This window comes from Pseudoalteromonas sp. P1-11 (assembly GCF_001399995.1).
Classification (GTDB): domain Bacteria; phylum Pseudomonadota; class Gammaproteobacteria; order Enterobacterales; family Alteromonadaceae; genus Pseudoalteromonas; species Pseudoalteromonas atlantica.
This window is the reverse complement of record NZ_LJSP01000007.1, coordinates 68,417-87,524: the sequence shown is the minus strand read 5'-3', so window position 1 is coordinate 87,524 and position 19,108 is coordinate 68,417. Positions and strand designations below refer to the sequence as shown.

Annotated in this window: 14 protein-coding genes, 1 pseudogene and 1 riboswitch; of the genes and pseudogenes, 7 read left to right on the top strand and 8 right to left on the bottom strand. The window is 41.5% G+C overall.

Annotated elements, in window-relative coordinates; genetic code table 11:
* Positions 1-119: 119 nt before the first annotated feature.
* Positions 120-302: riboswitch (FMN riboswitch) on the bottom strand.
* Between the two features lie 67 nt (positions 303-369).
* The 5 genes from AN390_RS13485 to dapB all read right to left on the bottom strand — a co-directional run bounded on the left by AN390_RS13485 (position 370) and on the right by dapB (position 7,840).
* A complete protein-coding gene (locus AN390_RS13485) occupies positions 370-1,428 on the bottom strand; it encodes a S66 peptidase family protein (RefSeq protein WP_055255034.1) in 1,059 nt (352 codons plus the stop codon).
* Positions 1,429-1,783: 355 nt separating this feature from the next.
* Entirely contained in the window at positions 1,784-2,260 is a 477-nt protein-coding gene (gene greA, locus AN390_RS13480; RefSeq protein WP_004588092.1) for a transcription elongation factor GreA, read from the bottom strand.
* A 46-nt stretch (positions 2,261-2,306) separates the two neighbouring features.
* Entirely contained in the window at positions 2,307-5,525 is a 3,219-nt protein-coding gene (carB, locus tag AN390_RS13475; protein ID WP_024033384.1) for a carbamoyl-phosphate synthase large subunit, read from the bottom strand.
* A 16-nt stretch (positions 5,526-5,541) separates the two neighbouring features.
* Positions 5,542-6,678: a glutamine-hydrolyzing carbamoyl-phosphate synthase small subunit gene (gene carA, locus AN390_RS13470; RefSeq protein WP_004588094.1), complete on the bottom strand. Its 1,137-nt coding sequence runs from the start codon at positions 6,676-6,678 to the stop codon at positions 5,542-5,544.
* A gap of 364 nt (positions 6,679-7,042) precedes the next feature.
* Positions 7,043-7,840, bottom strand: a complete 798-nt coding sequence (gene dapB / locus AN390_RS13465) for a 4-hydroxy-tetrahydrodipicolinate reductase (protein ID WP_055255032.1) — start codon at positions 7,838-7,840, stop codon at positions 7,043-7,045.
* A 339-nt stretch (positions 7,841-8,179) separates the two neighbouring features.
* On the opposite strand from dapB, the gene AN390_RS13460 reads away from it, so the two are divergent.
* The 3 genes from AN390_RS13460 to AN390_RS13450 all read left to right on the top strand — a co-directional run bounded on the left by AN390_RS13460 (position 8,180) and on the right by AN390_RS13450 (position 11,592).
* A complete protein-coding gene (locus AN390_RS13460; RefSeq protein WP_004588096.1) occupies positions 8,180-9,493 on the top strand; it encodes a Na+/H+ antiporter NhaC family protein in 1,314 nt (437 codons plus the stop codon).
* Positions 9,494-9,627: 134 nt separating this feature from the next.
* Entirely contained in the window at positions 9,628-10,416 is a 789-nt protein-coding gene (locus AN390_RS13455) for a hypothetical protein (RefSeq protein WP_055255029.1), read from the top strand.
* A 162-nt stretch (positions 10,417-10,578) separates the two neighbouring features.
* Positions 10,579-11,592, top strand: a complete 1,014-nt coding sequence (locus AN390_RS13450; RefSeq protein WP_055255027.1) for an alpha/beta fold hydrolase — start codon at positions 10,579-10,581, stop codon at positions 11,590-11,592.
* A gap of 72 nt (positions 11,593-11,664) precedes the next feature.
* Here AN390_RS13450 and AN390_RS13445 read toward each other — a convergent pair whose 3' ends face one another.
* Positions 11,665-12,462 carry a M48 family metallopeptidase gene (locus AN390_RS13445; protein ID WP_055255025.1) on the bottom strand — a complete coding sequence of 266 codons (798 nt, stop codon included), beginning with the start codon at positions 12,460-12,462 and terminating at the stop codon, positions 11,665-11,667.
* A gap of 194 nt (positions 12,463-12,656) precedes the next feature.
* Between AN390_RS13445 and AN390_RS13440 the strand changes: the two are divergent.
* Positions 12,657-13,855: pseudogene (locus tag AN390_RS13440) on the top strand (Bcr/CflA family efflux MFS transporter).
* Positions 13,856-13,883: 28 nt separating this feature from the next.
* Here AN390_RS13440 and grpE read toward each other — a convergent pair.
* Both grpE and AN390_RS13430 read right to left on the bottom strand, forming a co-directional pair.
* Positions 13,884-14,498: a nucleotide exchange factor GrpE gene (grpE, locus tag AN390_RS13435; RefSeq protein ID WP_054983111.1), complete on the bottom strand. Its 615-nt coding sequence runs from the start codon at positions 14,496-14,498 to the stop codon at positions 13,884-13,886.
* A 58-nt stretch (positions 14,499-14,556) separates the two neighbouring features.
* A complete protein-coding gene (locus AN390_RS13430) occupies positions 14,557-15,522 on the bottom strand; it encodes an HrcA family transcriptional regulator (protein ID WP_031289855.1) in 966 nt (321 codons plus the stop codon).
* A 284-nt stretch (positions 15,523-15,806) separates the two neighbouring features.
* On the opposite strand from AN390_RS13430, the gene nadK reads away from it, so the two are divergent.
* The 3 genes from nadK (at position 15,807) to recN (ending at position 19,082) form a co-directional block, all read left to right on the top strand.
* On the top strand, positions 15,807-16,691 hold the full coding sequence (nadK, locus tag AN390_RS13425) for an NAD(+) kinase (RefSeq protein WP_004588103.1): 885 nt from the start codon (positions 15,807-15,809) through the stop codon (positions 16,689-16,691).
* Positions 16,692-16,766: 75 nt separating this feature from the next.
* A complete protein-coding gene (locus AN390_RS13420) occupies positions 16,767-17,333 on the top strand; it encodes a hypothetical protein (RefSeq protein WP_055255023.1) in 567 nt (188 codons plus the stop codon).
* Positions 17,334-17,408: 75 nt separating this feature from the next.
* A complete protein-coding gene (gene recN / locus AN390_RS13415) occupies positions 17,409-19,082 on the top strand; it encodes a DNA repair protein RecN (protein ID WP_024033375.1) in 1,674 nt (557 codons plus the stop codon).
* Positions 19,083-19,108 lie beyond the last annotated feature (26 nt).

Sequence of the window (19,108 nt, the reverse complement as noted above, 5' to 3'; positions counted from 1 at the left end):
CGCTTAATTAAGTGATTTATTTTGAGGTTAGAAAAACGTGTCACTCAAAATAATTAAGTATTATTGCGAATTGGTATTAAACACGCAGCCACAGGCCACGTGTTTGCATACGCTACAAGCTATATTCTCTTTCATCCGGACTATAACCGTCGGCTCTGGCATCTCACCAGATCTGCTTGACCTTTATTTAATACATTAAAAAAACGATTATTAAATAAAGCGCTCGCGGGCTCGTTTTATTCAAAAGCTAATGAGTAAAACATACCGCCGGTGGGGAATTTCACCCCGCCCTGAGAATGTACCGTGAACTTATCTGTTCACGGCCTGCGCATTATACGCGTGTATTTATACGTTATTCAAAAATAAACGTTAAATAAGCTCAGTATTTAGTGAGGCATTGAGTACTTTACCTTGGTTAATATCGGCCGTGAGTGAGCATTTTGCGCCATTAACTAAGTTTAAATTTGGCTGCGCATGGCCAATATCAGCGTCTATTATTACCGGGAATAAACACCCACCCAATGCCACATCTAGCGCATGGCGGTAATCAAATGCATCGTGATGACTTTGTGTTATTTCACTGCGCCCTAAAATAAGGCCGTTAATATCATCAAATACACCGGCAAGTTTGAGCGACAGTAAAAATCGCGCCACGGTGGTAGGGGTAAGCTCTGAATTTTCTAGGTATAAAATTAGCCCTTCGTTCGCACTGTGTTTTTTAAAGTCATGCAATGCTAAAAATGGCGAATCCAGCAATAACCCTACGGTATCAAGGCAGCCGCCAAATAAGCGCCCAGACATCTCTATTGTGCGCTCATCAGTGTAATTTAGGCACTGCCACTGGGTAGGCTCGCTTGGCGCTAGCAGCTCATCGGGGTTTTGTGCGTAATTGGGTTTATTTTTTTGATAATAAGCAGAAGGTCCTTGCTCAAATTTACTTCCCGACTCGTAGGTAATGGTTTCAAAAATTTGTAAGCTGTAGGGGTTTGTTTCATCTGGGTGAAGCTGCATTAGGTTGGCACTATGAAGTGTTGCCCATTGGCACTTAGCCGTAAGTGCACAAGCAATTGTGCTCACATCAGAAAAACCCACCAGCCATTTAGGTTTGGCCTCTTTTATGGCGTTATAATCCAGTAGTGGCAAAATTTCCATTGCCAGCTCTCCGCCCATTGGTGGCATAATGGCGGCAACCTCATCGTCTAGCAAAAAGCCCATTAATTGCTTGGCATGCGCTTTTGCATCTAATTCATCGCGGGGTTTATTTTGGCGTAAAAACTCCCCTTCTACTACCTCGTAACCACGGTGTTTTAAACCGTCTATCACTCTATCTAATCGTGCATGGTATTTTTCTTTTAAGCCCGACGAAAGCGAGCAAATAGCAATTTTAGAGCCTACTTTTAAAGGCGCTGGATAAAGTATATTAGCCATGAATGTTCCTTTTAATAAAGTGATTCCACTGTGTAAAAGCCGTTATGCATTTACACATTACCTATATGAATGTACCTATATCAACACGCACACTCTTTATGCAATATGAATAAGCGTAGAGTGTGTTTAGCACTTATGCAGTCACCATTTTATTTCTAAATTTTTTAACGGGTAATGGCACGCGCTTTTTATAGCGATCTACTTATGCCAATCGGTTTAACTCAGCTCTTTATTTTGAGGGGGGGGTGTTATATATGGGGTTTATGGGGGTAAGTTGCTATTAGCTAATTTTTAGGTATAAAAAAACCGATGCAATTGCATCGGTTTTTGCTTGTACATTACTGTGAGCTAAATATTAAAGATACTCAACGTCAATGATTTCGTACTCAACGTCGCCTTTAGGCGTTTTAATGGTCACAGCATCATCTGTTTGTTTACCAATTAAACCGCGCGCAATCGGTGAGTTAACAGAAATTAAGTTATTTTTAATATCTGCTTCGTCATCACCCACAATACGGTAGGTTACTTCGGCATCTGTTTCTACATTTACAATAGTGACAGTAGTACCAAAAATAACTTTACCTGTATTAGGCATTTTAGTTACGTCAATAATTTGCACATTTGAAAGCTTAGCTTCAATTTCTTGAATACGGCCTTCACAAAAACCCTGTTGCTCACGCGCTGCGTGGTATTCAGCGTTTTCTTTTAAGTCACCATGTTCACGTGCAATCGCAATATCATTTACGATTTTAGGACGGGTAACTGTTTTTAATTCGTTAAGCTCTTCGCGCAGTAACTCTGCGCCACGAACTGTCATCGGAATTGATTGCATACTTTTCTCACTTAACACCAAGGCCTAGTGGCCTTGGTACATTTCCTTAGTTCAATCGCTGGTGTAGCTCTTGAACTGACGTCACTTTACTACGGTCGTCCGCTTGGTTAGCAGTACAGTTAGCAAATGCCGCGTTCAAGGTTGTCGTGTAGTTGGTTTTGTTTTGCAATGCACCACGACGCAACACCTTCGAATCTTCGATCGCTTGGCGACCTTCTGTGGTATTTACGATATAGCTGTACTCTTTATTCTTGATGTTATCAAGAATATGCGGGCGGCCTTCATATACTTTGTTTACACGGCGTACTTCAATACCGGCCTCTTTTAAAGCCTCTGCTGTGCCACCTGTTGCATCAATTTCAAAACCAAGGTCTGTCATGGTTTTAGCAAGTTCTACAACACGAGACTTATCGCTGTTACGTACAGATAGTAACGCGCGACCACCGCGTGGTAAAGTGTTGCTTGCACCTAATTGTGCTTTTGCGAACGCTTCGGCGAAAGTATCGCCAACACCCATCACTTCACCTGTAGAACGCATCTCTGGGCCACGGATAGGATCCACACCTTGGAACTTAGCAAACGGTAAAACAACTTCTTTAACGCTGTAATACGGTGGAATTACTTCTTTAGTAATGCCTTGGCTTGCTAAAGACTGACCCGCCATACAACGCGCGGCTACTTTTGCAAGTGCAATACCGGTCGCTTTAGATACAAACGGTACAGTACGCGCCGCACGTGGATTCACTTCAATTAAGTACACTTTGCCATCTTTTACAGCAAATTGTGTATTCATTAAGCCCACTACGCCAAGCTCAAGTGCCATATCGGTTACTTGTTTGCGCATAACATCTTGCACTTCTTGTGATAAAGAGTGTGCAGGTAATGAACATGCTGAGTCACCCGAGTGAACACCCGCTTGCTCAATGTGCTCCATTATACCGCCAATAATTACTTGCTCGCCGTCACAAATTGCATCAACGTCCACTTCGATTGCATTATCTAAGAAGTGATCAAGTAGTACTGGCGCTTCATTTGAAGCTTGTACCGCTTCGGTCATGTAACGACGTAAGTCTTGCTCATCGTAAACAATTTCCATTGCACGGCCACCCAGTACGTACGATGGACGCACAACCAGTGGGAAGCCAATCTCACCTGATTTAAGTAATGCTTCTTCAGTTGATGTAACTGTTGCGTTTTCTGGTTGTAGTAAATCAAGACGCTCTACTAACTGTTGGAAACGCTCACGGTCTTCTGCGCGGTCAATCGCATCTGGTGAAGTACCAATTACTGGCACACCATTCGCTTCAAGTTCACGTGCTAGTTTAAGTGGTGTTTGGCCACCGTACTGTACAATCACACCTTTTGGTTTTTCAACACGTACAATTTCTAATACGTCTTCAAGTGTAATTGGTTCAAAGAATAGACGGTCAGAAGTATCGTAATCGGTAGAAACCGTTTCAGGGTTACAGTTAACCATGATGGTCTCATAGCCGTCTTCGCGTAGCGCAAGGGCTGCGTGAACACAACAGTAGTCAAACTCAATGCCTTGGCCGATACGGTTAGGACCGCCGCCAATAACCATGATTTTGTCTTTGTCTGACGGGTTCGCTTCACACTCTTCATCGTACGTTGAGTACATGTAAGCTGTGTCTGAGCTAAATTCAGCAGCACAGGTATCAACACGCTTGTACACAGGTACAATGTTTAACTGATGACGCTTTTTGCGAATTTCGGCTTCAGATACACCAGCAATTTCAGCAATACGTGGGTCGGCGAAGCCTTTACGCTTAAGTTTACGTAAAAACTCTGCATTTAAGCCGGCCATGCCACCTTCAGCAATTTTAGCTTCGTCTTTTAAAATGTCTTCTATTTGTACTAAGTACCAAGGGTCAACTTTGGTAAGTTCAAATACTTCTTCTACGCTCATACCGTGGCGCATTGCATCGGCAATGTACCAAATACGCTCAGCGCCTGGCTCGCGTAGTTCACGAATGATTTTTTCGCGCGCTTTCGGGTCATCAAGTGCCACAATTGGGTTAAAGCCCGTTGCGCCTACTTCAAGACCGCGTAATGCTTTGTGTAACGATTCTTGCTGGTTACGACCAATCGCCATTACTTCGCCCACTGATTTCATTTGCGTTGTTAAGCGGTCGTTCGCGCCGGCAAATTTTTCAAAGTTAAAGCGAGGAATTTTTGTTACTACGTAGTCGATTGATGGCTCAAATGACGCTGGTGTTTTACCACCCGTGATGTCGTTTTGAAGTTCATCTAACGTGTAACCAATTGCTAACTTAGCGGCAATTTTAGCAATAGGGAAACCCGTTGCTTTAGATGCCAGTGCTGATGAGCGAGATACACGTGGGTTCATCTCAATGATAACCATACGGCCATCATCAGGGTTTACACCAAACTGTACGTTTGAACCACCGGTTTCAACACCAATTTCACGCAGTACCGCCATAGAGGCATTACGCATTAATTGGTATTCTTTGTCGGTTAGAGTTTGTGCTGGTGCAACGGTGATTGAATCACCAGTGTGTACACCCATTGGATCAAAGTTTTCGATAGAACATACAATGATACAGTTGTCTTTTTTGTCGCGAACAACTTCCATTTCATATTCTTTCCAGCCAATCAGTGATTCATCAATCAACAACTCACTTGTTGGTGATAAATCTAGGCCGCGCTCACAGATTTCGTTAAATTCTTCCATGTTGTAAGCCACACCGCCACCGGTGCCACCCATAGTGAAAGAAGGACGAATAATACACGGAAAACCAATACGTGTTAGCGTATCGTGTGCTTCATCCATAGAGTGAGCAATTTCAGCACGTGGACATTCAAGGCCAATGTTTTTCATGGCTACGTCAAAACGTTCACGGTTCTCTGCTTTGTCGATTGCATCGGCGGTTGCGCCAATTAGCTCAACGCCGTGTTTAGCCAGTACACCGTGCTTATCTAAATCAAGTGCACAGTTTAATGCCGTTTGACCACCCATTGTTGGTAGTACTGCATCTGGCTTTTCTTTTTCAATAATTTTTTCTACCACTTCCCAATGAATAGGTTCGATGTACGTTGCATCGGCCATTTCTGGGTCGGTCATGATAGTTGCTGGGTTTGAGTTAACTAATATAACTCTAAAGCCTTCTTCTCTAAGTGCTTTACACGCTTGAGCACCAGAGTAATCAAATTCACAAGCTTGACCAATTACAATTGGGCCTGCGCCTAAGATAAGAATGCTTTTTAAATCGGTACGTTTTGGCATTATTACTCCAGTTAAATTAGTTATTACGCGCTTGCATCAGGTCGATGAAGTGGTCAAATAATGGGGCTGCATCGTGCGGGCCTGGGCTTGCTTCTGGGTGACCTTGGAAGCTAAACGCTGGCTTATCAGTACGATGAATACCTTGTAGTGTTCCATCAAATAACGATTTGTGCGTGGCACGTAAGTTACTTGGTAGTGTGTCTTCATCGGCAGCAAAACCGTGGTTTTGTGCGGTGATCATTACTACATCGCGGTCTAAGTCTTTTACTGGGTGGTTACCACCGTGGTGGCCAAATTTCATTTTTACTGTTTTAGCACCTGAGGCCAGTGCTAATAATTGATGCCCTAAACAAATACCAAAAATTGGTGTATCGGTTTCTAAAAAGGTTTTAATTGCATCAATAGCGTAAGTACATGGCTCTGGATCGCCAGGACCATTAGATAAGAAGATACCATCTGGGTTTAAAGCAAGTACATCGGCGGCTGAGGTTTGCGCTGGTACAACGGTTAATTTACAACCGCGATCAACTAGCATACGTAAAATATTACGTTTAACACCGAAGTCGTAGGCTACTACATGAAACTTTTCATCATCGCTGCTAAGGGTTTTAAATCCTTGGCCTAATGTCCAGCTTGATTCGCGCCACTCAAAATTTTCCTTGGTTGAGACAACTTTTGCTAAATCCATACCTTTTAAACCTGGGAAGGTTTGCGCGGCTTGTAACGCTTTGTTTTCGTCTAACTCGTCACCGGCAATAATACAGCCGTTTTGTGCGCCTTTGTCGCGCAAAATACGGGTAAGCTTTCTGGTGTCGATGTCCGCAATACCTAAAATATTACGTTGTTTTAAGTAATCATCTAACGATTGCTCGTTACGAAAGTTACTTGCTAGCAGTGGCAAATCACGGATCACTAGGCCTTTAGCCCAAATTTGATTCGCTTCTTCGTCTTCGCTGTTGGTACCCGTATTGCCGATATGTGGGTACGTCAAAGTTACGATTTGTTCCGCGTATGATGGATCAGTCAAAATTTCTTGATAACCAGTCATAGACGTATTGAATACTACTTCACCGACTGACATGCCGTCAGCGCCGATTGCAGTACCGCGAAACACTGTGCCGTCTTCTAGGACTAACAGAGCGGATTTAGTCAAGTTAAACCTCCTAACAGTAAAAAACGGGAGTAAGCAAATGCTTAACACCCCGCCAATACCCAGAGGGATCGTCAAAACCAGATTTTTTTGTGAGCTTAAATTGTTTTACGCAGTCTTAAATGATGCCGATATAAAACGCTAAACCTTCAATCATTTTTCTTGCCTAAAACTCTTTTCATTCCCACTGAAACCCCTGGTTTTACTAGCCACTTGGGTATAATTGGAAACACGCATTTAGTAATTTTTGGCAAATTGGCTGCATTCTACATGAAGATGCTATTTAGGTCTAACGTTATTTAGATAAATACTACAAATAAGTCGCTTTAGGCAAAAATAGACCCAAACAGCTAAAAAAGTAACTAAACTACTTCAGATCTAGCACATCTTGCATATCATAAAGTCCTGCTGGTTTATTTTGTAACCACTGCGCAGCCCTTATAGCTCCTAATGCAAAGGTCATTCGCGAACTTGCTTTGTGGGTTAATTCAAGCCTTTCGCCCATAGTTGCGAAATAGGCGGTGTGTTCACCTACTATGTCCCCGCCTCTTAGTACTGAATAGCCAATTTCATTTTGTGATTTTGCGGTTTCTACTTGGCTGCGGTCGTATACCGCTACTTCATCGTGATCCCACCCTTTAGCCTGTGCAATAGATTCACCAATGGCTAATGCTGTGCCCGAGGGCGCATCTATTTTATGACGATGATGCGCTTCAAAAACTTCTATATCTAGGTCGTCACCAAACTTAGTGGCCGCTGTTTGCACTAGGTTAAGTAGCACATTAACGCCAACGCTGTAGTTACGCGCAAACACAATAGGAATATGTTTAGCAGCATTTTCTAATAATGCCATGTCTTCGCTAGTTAAACCTGTGGTGCCTATAACCATAGGCAGTTTTTTATCGAGCGCTGTTTTTAAGTGATTGCGCATACCTGCTGGTAACGTGAAATCGATAAGTACATCAACATCAGCAACCTTGCTCTCGTCGCTAAAGCTAATGGATTTGTCGGCTGAACTGTTTACTTGATTTACATTAATACCCAATAACGATGAGCTGCTGCGAACATACGCACCACCAAGTTGTGCTTGCTCTTTAATTGTCGCGGCTTCTAATAGGGCTAAGCCCATTCTGCCGTTAGCACCAAAAACACCTATTCGATTCATTGTTATTGCCTTAATCTGATTTAGTTGGATCTGTTGTTGCGTACCCTGACTAATTTGCCGCCCTAAATTTGCTTCGAGCAATTATTAGCCGCATATAATCGCACACCGGTAGATATTATCTAAAAGTCGTGCAATAGTCAGGTAAGCCCTTAATTAAATAATAATAACAATACCAGTTTACTTTAGCCATCTATACATTTAAACTTCCCTTTCGCGTCGATTTGGTCTTTGGCTTGCGGGCGCTGTGGTCATCTACTTTTTTATTAAAGAGTGATCTACTAAATTCAGCTAAAAGAGGAGTTTTGGCTGTGGTTATACTAACTGGTTATGAGGAATACAATGCAGCCAACATTTAATAAAAACAAAGCAATTCTATCTTTGCTTCCCCTTCTTACCTTTGTAGCCCTTTTTTTAGGCTCAGGTTTATATTTACAATCGCAAGGGGTTGATTACGCTTTTTACCAGCTCCCAGCACCGGTTGCTATACTACCCGCTATTATGCTTGCCTTTATTTTAAACAAAGGCACTGTAAACCAATGTGTTGAAACCTTTATTAAAGGCGCAGGACACAACAACATTATTACCATGTGTTTAATTTACTTACTTGCCGGTGCATTTTCGGCAGTAGCAAGTGCCACCGGTGGCGTGGATGCGGTTGTAAACGCTGGCTTGTCACTTATTCCCCCGTCGCTGTTATTACCTGGGCTATTTTTAATTGCTGCGGTTGTCTCTACTGCAATGGGCACATCAATGGGTACCATTGGTGCTATAGGGCCAATTGCCTATGCGGTATCGGTTAAAACAGGCATCGACCCTGCCCTAATGGCCGGTACTATAGTATCGGGCGCAATGTTTGGTGATAACCTTTCTATTATTTCAGACACAACCATTGCGGCAACGCGTACGCAAGGCTGTGAAATGAAAGACAAGTTTAAAGAAAACTTAAAAATAGCGGTTCCTGCTGCCGTATTAACCATTGCTTTGCTGCTTTATTTAACACCTGCTCCACAAGCAGTAGAAACAAAAGATTTTGATTTGTTATTAGTGCTGCCTTATGCCTTTATTTTAGTATTGGCTGTAGCCGGTATGAACGTGTTTGTCGTGCTATTTAGCGGTATTGTATTTGCTGCGCTAATGGGCTTTACCGGCAGCTACGAAGGCGCAAGTTTTGTAAAAGATATTTACAAAGGTTTTACCGATATGCAGGAAATATTTTTACTTTCTATGTTTATTGGTGGCTTATCTGAATTTATTCGTATTAACGGCGGCCTTGATTTTCTGGCACAAAAAATTCAAGCCATTACAAAAGTGATTGCCAAGTGGCACCGCAAAGTAGCTGATCAGCTTGGTATAGCTGCATTGGTATTAACCAGCAACGTGTGTATAGCCAATAACACGGTATCAATTATTGTTGCAGGTCCTATTGCTAAAAAACTTGCTGATGATGGCGAAATAAGTGGTAAACGCTCTGCAAGTTTACTTGATATTTTTGCTTGTGTTACGCAAGGCTCACTGCCCTATGGTGCTCAAGCATTACTGTTAGGTGCTACGTTTAAAATTAGCCCGTGGGAAGTATCAACGTCATCTTACTACTGCTTTATTTTAGCCTTTACTGCCATTGCCGTTATTTGTTTGCGCCGCAATAAAGCCTAAATTTTGTGCAAAATCTTATGTTGCAGCTTAATAAATAAGCTGCAACATATGTTAAAATAATAATCTACAAATCAATACCTTGTGCTATAATGCGCGCTTTCGCGTGTCACTAAAATTATAGTTAAATACAGATTATGAAATTTAAAAAAATACTTCCCCTCGTTACCCTTACGTCAATCGCTTTATCATCTTCTGCCCTTGCTGCTAATTGGAGCAGTACCGCATTACATGTTAATAATGGCGACCAAAAAAACCCATTTACTAAGCAAGAATCAGACACTACTGTTTACTCGCTGCAACATGCATCGGGCTATGATTACGGTGATAACTTTTTCTTTATTGATTACAGCAAAGACGATACAACCGACGGCTACCAAGATAGCGACTTTTACGGCGAATGGTATTCAACGCTAAGCTTATCGGCTATTAGCGGTGAGAAAATTGGCGCTGGTGCATTACTAGATGTAGGCCTTACTGGCGGAATTAACGTTGCCGGCGATGCCAAAATGATGAAATACCTACCGGGTGTTAAATTAAGCTGGGATGTACCTGGGTTCAACTTTTTTCAAACACTTGTCACTGCCTATATTGATGACAGTGAAGGCGTAGCAAAAGGCGGTGCCCCTATTGAAACTAACAGCTGGATGTTTGATGTAGCCTTTGAATACCCGTTTACCCTAGGCTCGCAAAAATTTAGCTTTAAAGGACACGCTGAATACATTGCAGAGCGCGAAGATGAGTTTGGTAACGACGTAGAAGCGTGGATACTTGCACAGCCTATTTTAGTATGGGATATGGGCCACGCGTTAGAAATGAAAGAAAACACCCTATTACTGGGTATGGAACTGCAATACTGGCATAACAAGCTAGGCACTGAGGTCACTGAATCGGTTCCACAAATACACGTTGAGTGGACTTTTTAAGCCCAGACAGTGTAAAACAGAGTCAACATTACTTTTAAACGGAGCACTTAAACAGTGCTCTTTTTTTTGCCATGAAAACTATTTAATTGAACAGCCTTTAATACTTAGTTATTGTCTTACTTTAATTAAAGCCGTGTGCTTGCCTTTAATAGGAGTAAGGAAATGCCAGCGATTAAAGTTATTTGTTTGTCTGCATTATTAGCCTTTACTAATAATGCATTTTCCAGTATTACAAAACCCTCTAAAACCCTCTCTTACGATGCACTTTTAACAAATTACCAGTATGATTTTAAAGTAAATTATTTTGATATTGCATCACAAAAGCAATCGCTAAAAATGGCGTATATTTATTTAAAACCCACACAAAAAAATATGCCAACAGTGACGCTAATGCACGGTAAAAACTTTAATGCCGACTACTGGAGCCCCACAGCCCGTTACTTACAGTCGCTTGGGTTTGGGGTGCTGATCCCCGATCAAATTGGTTTTGGTAAGTCTTCAAAGCCCGCTAACTATCAATATTCATTTGCGGCGCTTGCGCATCATACACATGCATTAATGGACTCGCTAAAGCTTGAAAAGTCGATTGTTGTTGGCCACTCTATGGGGGGAATGCTAGCGAGCCGTTTTGCATTAATGTACCCAGATACAACCACTAAACTGATTTTGCTTAATCCAATAGGGCTTGAAAACTACTTACACTATGTAAAATACAAAGACACCAACTTTTTTTATAAAAATGAGCTTAACAAAACGCCCGAAGGTGTTAAAAAGTACCAGCAAAAAAACTATTACGACGGTCAATGGAATGCTCAGTATTCAGCATTAACCGACTTTATTACAGGGCAAATACAAGGCCCAGATAAAGAGCAAATTGCCTGGGTTAACGCTAAAACCTACGATATGATTTTTACCCAACCGGTGATCACTGAATTTAAAGACTTAACCGTGCCCGTTAAATTAATTATTGGTACGCGTGACAGAACAGGTCCTGGCCGAAACTGGAAAAAAGACGGGATAGATTATCAGCTGGGACGTTACGACAAATTAGGAAAACACGCTGCTGCGCTCATTCCTGATGCGCAACTGTTTGAACTTGATAATTTAGGTCATTTACCGCAAGTAGAAGATTTTGAGCGATTTAAGGCAGTGTTTAAACAAGCACTAAGTGAGTAATAGCTTGACGCTTAATAAAATAAAGCCCCTGTAAGTAAACCGCTTACAGGGGCTTTTTATATAAAAACTAATTTACAGCGTACATTGCGGGTTTTTACCCTGCGATTTAGCCGTACTTTGCTCGCTAAGAGCTTCGCTCATTTGTGCTTGTAAATTATTAATTCGATTGCTCGGTGCAGGGTGAGTAGATAAAAACTCAGGTGTGCTACCACTGCCTGCTGCGCTCATATTTTGCCAAAGCGTGACCGACTCTTGTGGGTTAAAGCCAGCCTGCGCCATTAAATCTAAGCCAATGGTATCGGCCTCTGATTCGTGTGAACGGCTAAATGGTAAAACTACGCCGTACTGCGCCCCTAAGCCTAAACCTTGCATAATTTCGTTGCGGTATTGTACGTTGCCCATTTCAAGCGCTGCGCTGCCTAATTGCATACCGGTATCTAAAATTGAGCTTTGCGATACACGCTCATTTGAATGCTCTGCTATAACGTGGCCCACTTCGTGCCCTAGTACGGTTGCAAGCTGATCTTGATTGGTGGCTATTTTTAATAACCCCGTATGAACACCTATGTAGCCACCAGGTAATGCAAAAGCATTTGCCGACTCATCTTCAAATACTACGACTTCCCAATTTTGTGAGGCGTATTCTTTTGGTAGAACAGCCACGACCTTTTCAGCAATACAATTTACATACGCATTGGTTTTTGCATCTTTATTGATTGACTGTGATTCCTTCATTTGAGCAAAACTTGCGGTGCCCATTTCACTCATTTGTTGATCTGAATACAGCGCAATTTGAGTACGCCCAGTAGGCGATGTTTTACAGCCGGCTAAAACTGCAGTTGCGAGTAAGGCAAGGGCTAGTTTTTTCATGGTGTTTCCTTCAAGTCTTTAATTTTTATTAGTTGTAGAATAGCAAACACGGTGCCAGTTTAGAATCTTTGCTCTGTATTACGCCGCTTTTTATTTTTAATAAATAAATGACCTTGCCAGACAAACTAAGTTTATACCCTTGCATAGCCCTGTTACACTATAAGCCTTGTTTTTAGTGAATGTTGAGTGACTACATGGACGCCTCGGCCTCGTCTTTTAATACCCGAATTTTGTTACCCTTGTTAGCCAGTATTGTTGCTATTACGCCGCTGGCTATAGACATGTACTTACCGGCCATGTTGGTTATTGCGAACGATTTACAAACCACTATGCCAAATGTACAAATTTCGCTAAGTATTTATTTGGCTGGCTACTCGCTAGGCATGTTATTTTTTGGCCCTATTGCCGATCAACTCGGACGACGAAAACTAGCCCGAATTGGCTTAACCTTATTTGGTGCAAGCTCATTTGCGCTGGCTTTTACCACCGAAATACACACCTTTTGGGTACTTAGAGCCGTGCAAGCATTTACCGGCGCGGCAGCCACGGTGGTTGTGCCTGGCGTAATTAGGCATATTTATCAAAAAACACCGCTAAGGGCATGTCGTATGTATCTATGATTATGATGGTAGCGCCCTTAGTTGCCCCCTCTGTGGGGTCGTTTATTTTAGGGTTCTCGGTATGGTCAACCATATTTTTGGTTCTTGCTGCCTATAGCTTTTTAATTTTGGCGTTTGTACAAGTGTATTTAATTGATATCCCCATTCATAAAAATGAGAAAAAAGGCCTAGCCTTGTTTTTCGACAGCTATAAAACGGTACTTAGTAATAAAGATGCACGTGCAGACATATTAAGCTCTATGTTTGTCTCGTTTGGCTTTTTTTGCTTTTTAACCTCAGTGCCTTTTGTATACCTAGATTTATATAATGTATCTGAGCAATTATTTGGTATTTTATTCGCATTTAATGTCATGGCACTTATGTGTGGTAACTTTTTAAATACCCGAATTGTACCAAGAATTGGCTCTCGAAAAATGCTGTACATAGGGCTTGTATGTGGCTTTGCCTCTGGGCTGGCACTGCTTACGTTTAGCTTGTTGCAGCTTTCTTTATATTACATTGTAGCGGCCATTGCGCCTTTAATGATGAGCCTAGGGGTAACAGCAAGCAATGCTGATTCATTAATATTAATGAAGTTTGAAAAAAACACCGGTACCGCCACCGCTGTTATTGGAACGCTGCGCTTTGGCAGTGGCGCGCTCGTTGGCCCATTGCTTGCGGTGGTGCATGCAAAAAGTGCTGTGCCGTTTTCAAGCTTAATGTTTAGCGCCGTGCTATTAACTATGCTGGCGCAGTTAATCCACTATAAAATAGACAAAAAAAATGCCTCATAATGAGGCATTTTTTATAAACAGTGACTAATTAAGCGTCTGCTGCTTTAGATACCATAACCATTGCAGGGCGTAATAAACGACCATTTAATGTGTATCCTTTTTGCATTACTGCAAGTACCGTGTTTGGTGAGACATCGTTACTTGGTTGGATAGACATTGCTTGGTGGAATTCTGGATTAAATTGCTCACCTTGTGGGTTAACAATTTCAACGCCAAACTTTGCAACCGCATCGTTAAAGCTTTTAACTGTCATATCAATACCTTCAAGCAATGGCTTTAGGGTTTCGTTTTCTTTATCAGAAAACTCAATAGCACGCTCGAGGTTATCGATTACTGGAAGTAATTCGTTAGCAAACTTTTCCAGTGCAAATTTATGTGCTTTTTCTACATCTTGTGCAGCACGACGACGAATGTTATCTACATCTGCGGCGGCGCGTACAACGCTGTCTTTTTGATCCGCAATGGTTTGCTTTGCGGTTTCAAGCTCTGCGTATAGCATTGCAATTTCAGCTTCAGGGCTTTGCTCTTGGTCTGCTTCGTGTTGCTCTGCGGCTTCTACTGCTGCTTCAACATCAGCTTCCATTTGAGCTACTTCTTCGTTTAGTTCTACTTCTTGCTCTGGGTTTTGTGTCTGCTCAGACATAAAATACGTGCTCCAATTCTTTACAACTGCGGTAATTATGGGGATTGAATAAAAAGATTCAAGAGTTAGATGGCTCTAATAATTTAAATTCTTGGATTAATTGTTCAATTTGCGCCGATTTAGGGCAAATTACGCAAAAACGGCTTTGATACTCTTGATTTTGAAAGTACGGCACACTAATTACTATCAGCTCATTGCACTCTGTAAACGGTAAATTTTCAGTGTTTAAAACTGATACACCGTTTTTAAATGCGAGTTTATCTTCGACAAAATTTAAAAATGAAACGCCAATATTTAAGCTTTGCTCGCAATCGACCTTTTTATATAAATAGTTTTCGCCTACTACAATACTGTTATCTGATCCAAGCTTATGACTAAGCTGGCGCGTCCACTGTGTCAGTGAGTCATGGCAATTACGCGGTGCGGTGTTTGCCATTGCTTGCATTCTGTACAAACCTTCCATTAAGGTTTGTTGGCTAAATACTGTGTTTAACCAAGTTGCAAATTGATAACGCACAGCATCTGAGGAATCATCAGGTTTGTTGATACAAATATTGTGGCTTTGCCCTGCTCTATCTATTAGCAGTACAAGCCAATCGTTAGAATCAAACTCAAGTACTTCTACTCTAAACACTTGTTGTGAGCTTGCTTGGGGTAAGCCTACACAACAACATACTTGATACTTTTTACTTAATCCATGGGCCAGCTCCACAAGTTGTGCTTGTTTTGGCTGCCAGTAATTAGCTATTTCAGCTAACGGAAAAAACTCATCAAACCAATAATCAAATCCTTGGTTTGTAGGCACACGCCCTGCCGATGTATGAGGGGAATATAACAAGCCTACTTTTTCAAGTCGCGCCATAGCATTTCGTACCGTGGCAGAACAAACCGCCATGCCTTTTTGCTTCGCTATTTTTGTTGATGGAACGGGTAACCCTTCACCATTACAATAAAGGCTCATCACTGCTGAAAAAATTTGTTGATCTCGCGGGTTTATATTCATGTTATCTACATCTTGTTGCATGAAAGAGATATCGGGGCAGTTAAAACAAATTCAAGCCTAAAGCACGCTTTAAGTGAATATGTTGTTGCATGCATTACAATAAAACACTGCTGCAACTATTTTTAAGCATTAAATACAAAAATTAAAGGGGTAATTTAATCTGTTGAGCCAATAATCAGCTCTTAGGTGAGCTTGGCAATATACAGGCGTAATTGAATCATTATCATATTGGTAAATCTGTGTTTTCAAACACTTCTGTTTTGAGTTACCCTACAAAAATATTATTACTTTTTATTGCAGCCGTTATGCACTCACCGTTTAAAACTATTGGCCTTATAGGTAAACCAAACCACCCTAAAGCTGCGGCTACGTTACAGCGTTTACATACTTTTTTATCGGCTCTTGGCTTTACCGTGATTGTAGAAAAGCGCACCGGTGGGCAGTTATCGGATGTCCCTGATACTCATCAAGTTGACCTTGTTAGCTTAGGCGAGCAAGCCGACCTTGCTATTGTTGTAGGGGGTGATGGCAATATGCTTGGTGCTGCTCGCGTACTGGCACGCTTTGACGTAGCTGTAATAGGCGTAAACAGAGGTAATTTAGGGTTTTTAACCGACTTAAACCCAGAGGGCTTTGAAGGTAGCCTAGAGCAAGTGTTAAGCGGTGAATATTTAGAAGAAAAACGCTTTTTGCTCGAGGTAGAAGTATACCGCCATAACGAACTTAAAAGTGCGAATTCAGCCGTTAACGAAGCGGTTCTACACGCCGACAAAGTTGCCCACATGATTGAGTTTGAAGCTTTTATTAATAATGACTTTGTGTTTTCTCAGCGCTCTGATGGCTTAATTGTATCAACCCCTACCGGCTCTACAGCTTATTCTTTATCGGGTGGCGGGCCCATTTTAACACCTGAGCTTAATGCAATTTCGTTAGTGCCTATGTTTCCGCATACATTATCAAGTAGACCCTTAGTGGTTGATGCCGATAACGAAGTACGCTTAAAGTTAAGCCTTGAGAACACCGACAGCTTACAAGTCAGTTGCGACAGCCATGTAGTGCTTGCCGTTTTACCCGGCGATGAAGTGGTTATTAAAAAAGCCGACAGAAAACTGCGCTTAATTCACCCAAAAAACTACTCTTACTACAACGTTTTACGTACTAAACTTAATTGGGGCAGCCGTTTATACTAATTTTATTGCCAAGCGTAGTGCTTTAGCGCAAAATACAAGACAAATAAAAATTAATTAAACTAGGAATATCTAGCAATGACTTACGTTGTTATCTTTGCTTTGTTACTACTTATCACATTGCTTGGCGTTTATATTAGAATTGAAAACAATAGAAAAAAAGCATTAGAAATCAAGAAAAAACAATTTAACGAACGTGTTGCCCAAGTAAGCACTCGCCTAAAAGCCAAGCTTAATAGCTTATTAGAAGCTAAAATAATAAGACCTAAGTATGTAGCGCAAATACAGGCAATTGTGACCAATTTTTTTGTGGTTCAGCCCCATACTGATGAAAACCTGCAACATTTAGAAGATATTAGCGACAGCTTAGTGAGCACGCTTTCGATAGAGTTTCAAAAAGCACTGCAAAGTGAAAACGCCCAAGCGCTACAAGATAATATACAGTACTTTGTGAGTGAGTTACCCCAACAAGGCATACTATATAATAAAGCGTTTTATCACGAAATTTTACCCTCATTGATTGTACAAATTAAAACTGACACACCTGTAAACCCAAGCGAAAGCCTTGAAAATACTGACGAAACCCCTTCTGATGAAAGTACTTACTCTGATAGTCAGTTTTCTCTAAATGCGAGCGTTGCTTAAAAAGTAAAAAATTAATTTGCAAAAAACCTAAACACTGTATAAATTAACAGTTAATTCACTGGATGGATGAACAGTATGTTAATTGGTTTAGAAATTAAAAATTTTGCAATTGTAAGTAACTTAAGCACTGAGTGGCATAACGGCATGACGGCGATCACGGGTGAAACCGGCGCGGGTAAATCGATTGCCATTGATGCACTTTCACTGTGTTTAGGCGAGCGCGCTGAAGCGTCGGCGGTTCGCCCTGGCACAGATAAAGCAGAAGTGTGCGCACAATTTGATTTAACTGCCCTTCCTCTTGCTAAAGCATTTTTAGAACAACACATGCTAACGAGTAACGACAACGAATGCCTACTTAGACGCGTTGTATGTAAAAATGGCCGCAGCAAAAGCTATATTAATGGCAGCGCTGTTACAGCAGCTCAACTTAAAGAGCTGGGACAGTATTTAATTTCTATACACGGACAGCATGCTCATCAGCACCTTTTAAAAGCTGAACACCAGCTGCAACTGCTAGACGCCTACGCAGGCCATAATCAGCTAGTAAAAGCGGTTAGCCAAAGCTTTAAATTATATGCAAACCTGCAAAAAGAATTTAAACAGCTTGAGCAACAGCAATTACAACAAGCCGCTCAAAAACAATTACTCGAATACCAAGTTGCCGAATTAGATGAGTTTGCCTTACAAGACGGCGAGTTTGAACAAATAGAAGCCGAACATTACAAGCTAAGTAACAGTCAAACCATTTTAGAAGCCTGCCAGCGCGAACTTCAGCATTTATACGAAAGTGATGAGCAAAATGCCTGTTCAATGCTGCAACACAGCGCTCAACAATTTGCCGAGCTTGCAAATTATGACGAAAGCTTAGCAAGTGTAGCTGCATTATTAGATGAAGCCGCAGTGCAAGTTGAAGAAGCAAGCAGAGAAGTAAGAAACTACGCAGAGCAAGCCGACTTAGACCCTGCTAGATTAACAGAAGTAGAAGCACGCTTAAGTGGCGCGATGGACTTAGCCCGTAAGCATCATATAAAGCCTCAAGAGCTGGTTGAGTTTCATCAAGGTTTAACACAAGAACTAGAATCAATTAGTAACAATAGCTCACGTTTGGCGCAATTAGACGATGAAATAACTAATGCGCTAAGTGCATACCAGCACGCCAGTGATCAGCTAAGCGAAAGTCGCCATAAATATGCTAATACATTAAATCAATTAATTAGTGAAAGCATGGCTAATTTATCGATGGAAAATGGGGTCTTTGAAATTCAGCTTACCCAAGAAGCTGAGCGCCAACCCAATGCATTAGGTTTTGATAGCGTCTCGTTTTTGGTCTCTACTAATCCTGGGCAGCCATTACAACCTTTAGCTAAAGTGGCCTCAGGTGGTGAGCTGTCGCGTATTAGCCTTGCCATACAGGTGATCATTGCCCAAAAAGTGACAACGCCAACGCTTATTTTTGACGAAGTGGATGTAGGTATATCAGGTCCTACCGCCTCCTCTGTAGGGAAGTTACTACGCCAACTAGGAAAATCAACACAGGTTATTTGTGTAACCCATTTACCCCAAGTTGCAAGTAGTGCGCATCAGCAGTTTTTTGTAGCAAAAGAAATAGCACAAGGCGAGACCTTTACTCAAATGCTCAGCCTAAATAAAGACGGCCGTATTAATGAAATTGCACGCTTACTTGGTGGCGATAATATAAGTAAAACCGCTAAAGCAAATGCTAAAGAGCTTATTATGGCGCACGCCTAAGTTATACTTTTTCTACAACAGTGGAG

Excerpts from the sequence above, each read along its gene's own strand:
- AN390_RS13485 (WP_055255034.1), bottom strand. The coding sequence starts at position 1,428 with ATGGCTAATATACTTTATCCAGCGCCTTTAAAAGTAGGCTCTAAAATT.
- greA (WP_004588092.1), bottom strand. The coding sequence starts at position 2,260 with ATGCAATCAATTCCGATGACAGTTCGTGGCGCAGAGTTACTGCGCGAA.
- carB (WP_024033384.1), bottom strand. The coding sequence starts at position 5,525 with ATGCCAAAACGTACCGATTTAAAAAGCATTCTTATCTTAGGCGCAGGC.
- dapB (WP_055255032.1), bottom strand. The coding sequence starts at position 7,840 with ATGAATCGAATAGGTGTTTTTGGTGCTAACGGCAGAATGGGCTTAGCC.
- AN390_RS13460 (WP_004588096.1), top strand. The coding sequence starts at position 8,180 with ATGCAGCCAACATTTAATAAAAACAAAGCAATTCTATCTTTGCTTCCC.
- AN390_RS13455 (WP_055255029.1), top strand. The coding sequence starts at position 9,628 with ATGAAATTTAAAAAAATACTTCCCCTCGTTACCCTTACGTCAATCGCT.
- AN390_RS13450 (WP_055255027.1), top strand. The coding sequence starts at position 10,579 with ATGCCAGCGATTAAAGTTATTTGTTTGTCTGCATTATTAGCCTTTACT.
- AN390_RS13445 (WP_055255025.1), bottom strand. The coding sequence starts at position 12,462 with ATGAAAAAACTAGCCCTTGCCTTACTCGCAACTGCAGTTTTAGCCGGC.
- grpE (WP_054983111.1), bottom strand. The coding sequence starts at position 14,498 with ATGTCTGAGCAGACACAAAACCCAGAGCAAGAAGTAGAACTAAACGAA.
- AN390_RS13430 (WP_031289855.1), bottom strand. The coding sequence starts at position 15,522 with ATGCAACAAGATGTAGATAACATGAATATAAACCCGCGAGATCAACAA.
- nadK (WP_004588103.1), top strand. The coding sequence starts at position 15,807 with ATGCACTCACCGTTTAAAACTATTGGCCTTATAGGTAAACCAAACCAC.
- AN390_RS13420 (WP_055255023.1), top strand. The coding sequence starts at position 16,767 with ATGACTTACGTTGTTATCTTTGCTTTGTTACTACTTATCACATTGCTT.
- recN (WP_024033375.1), top strand. The coding sequence starts at position 17,409 with ATGTTAATTGGTTTAGAAATTAAAAATTTTGCAATTGTAAGTAACTTA.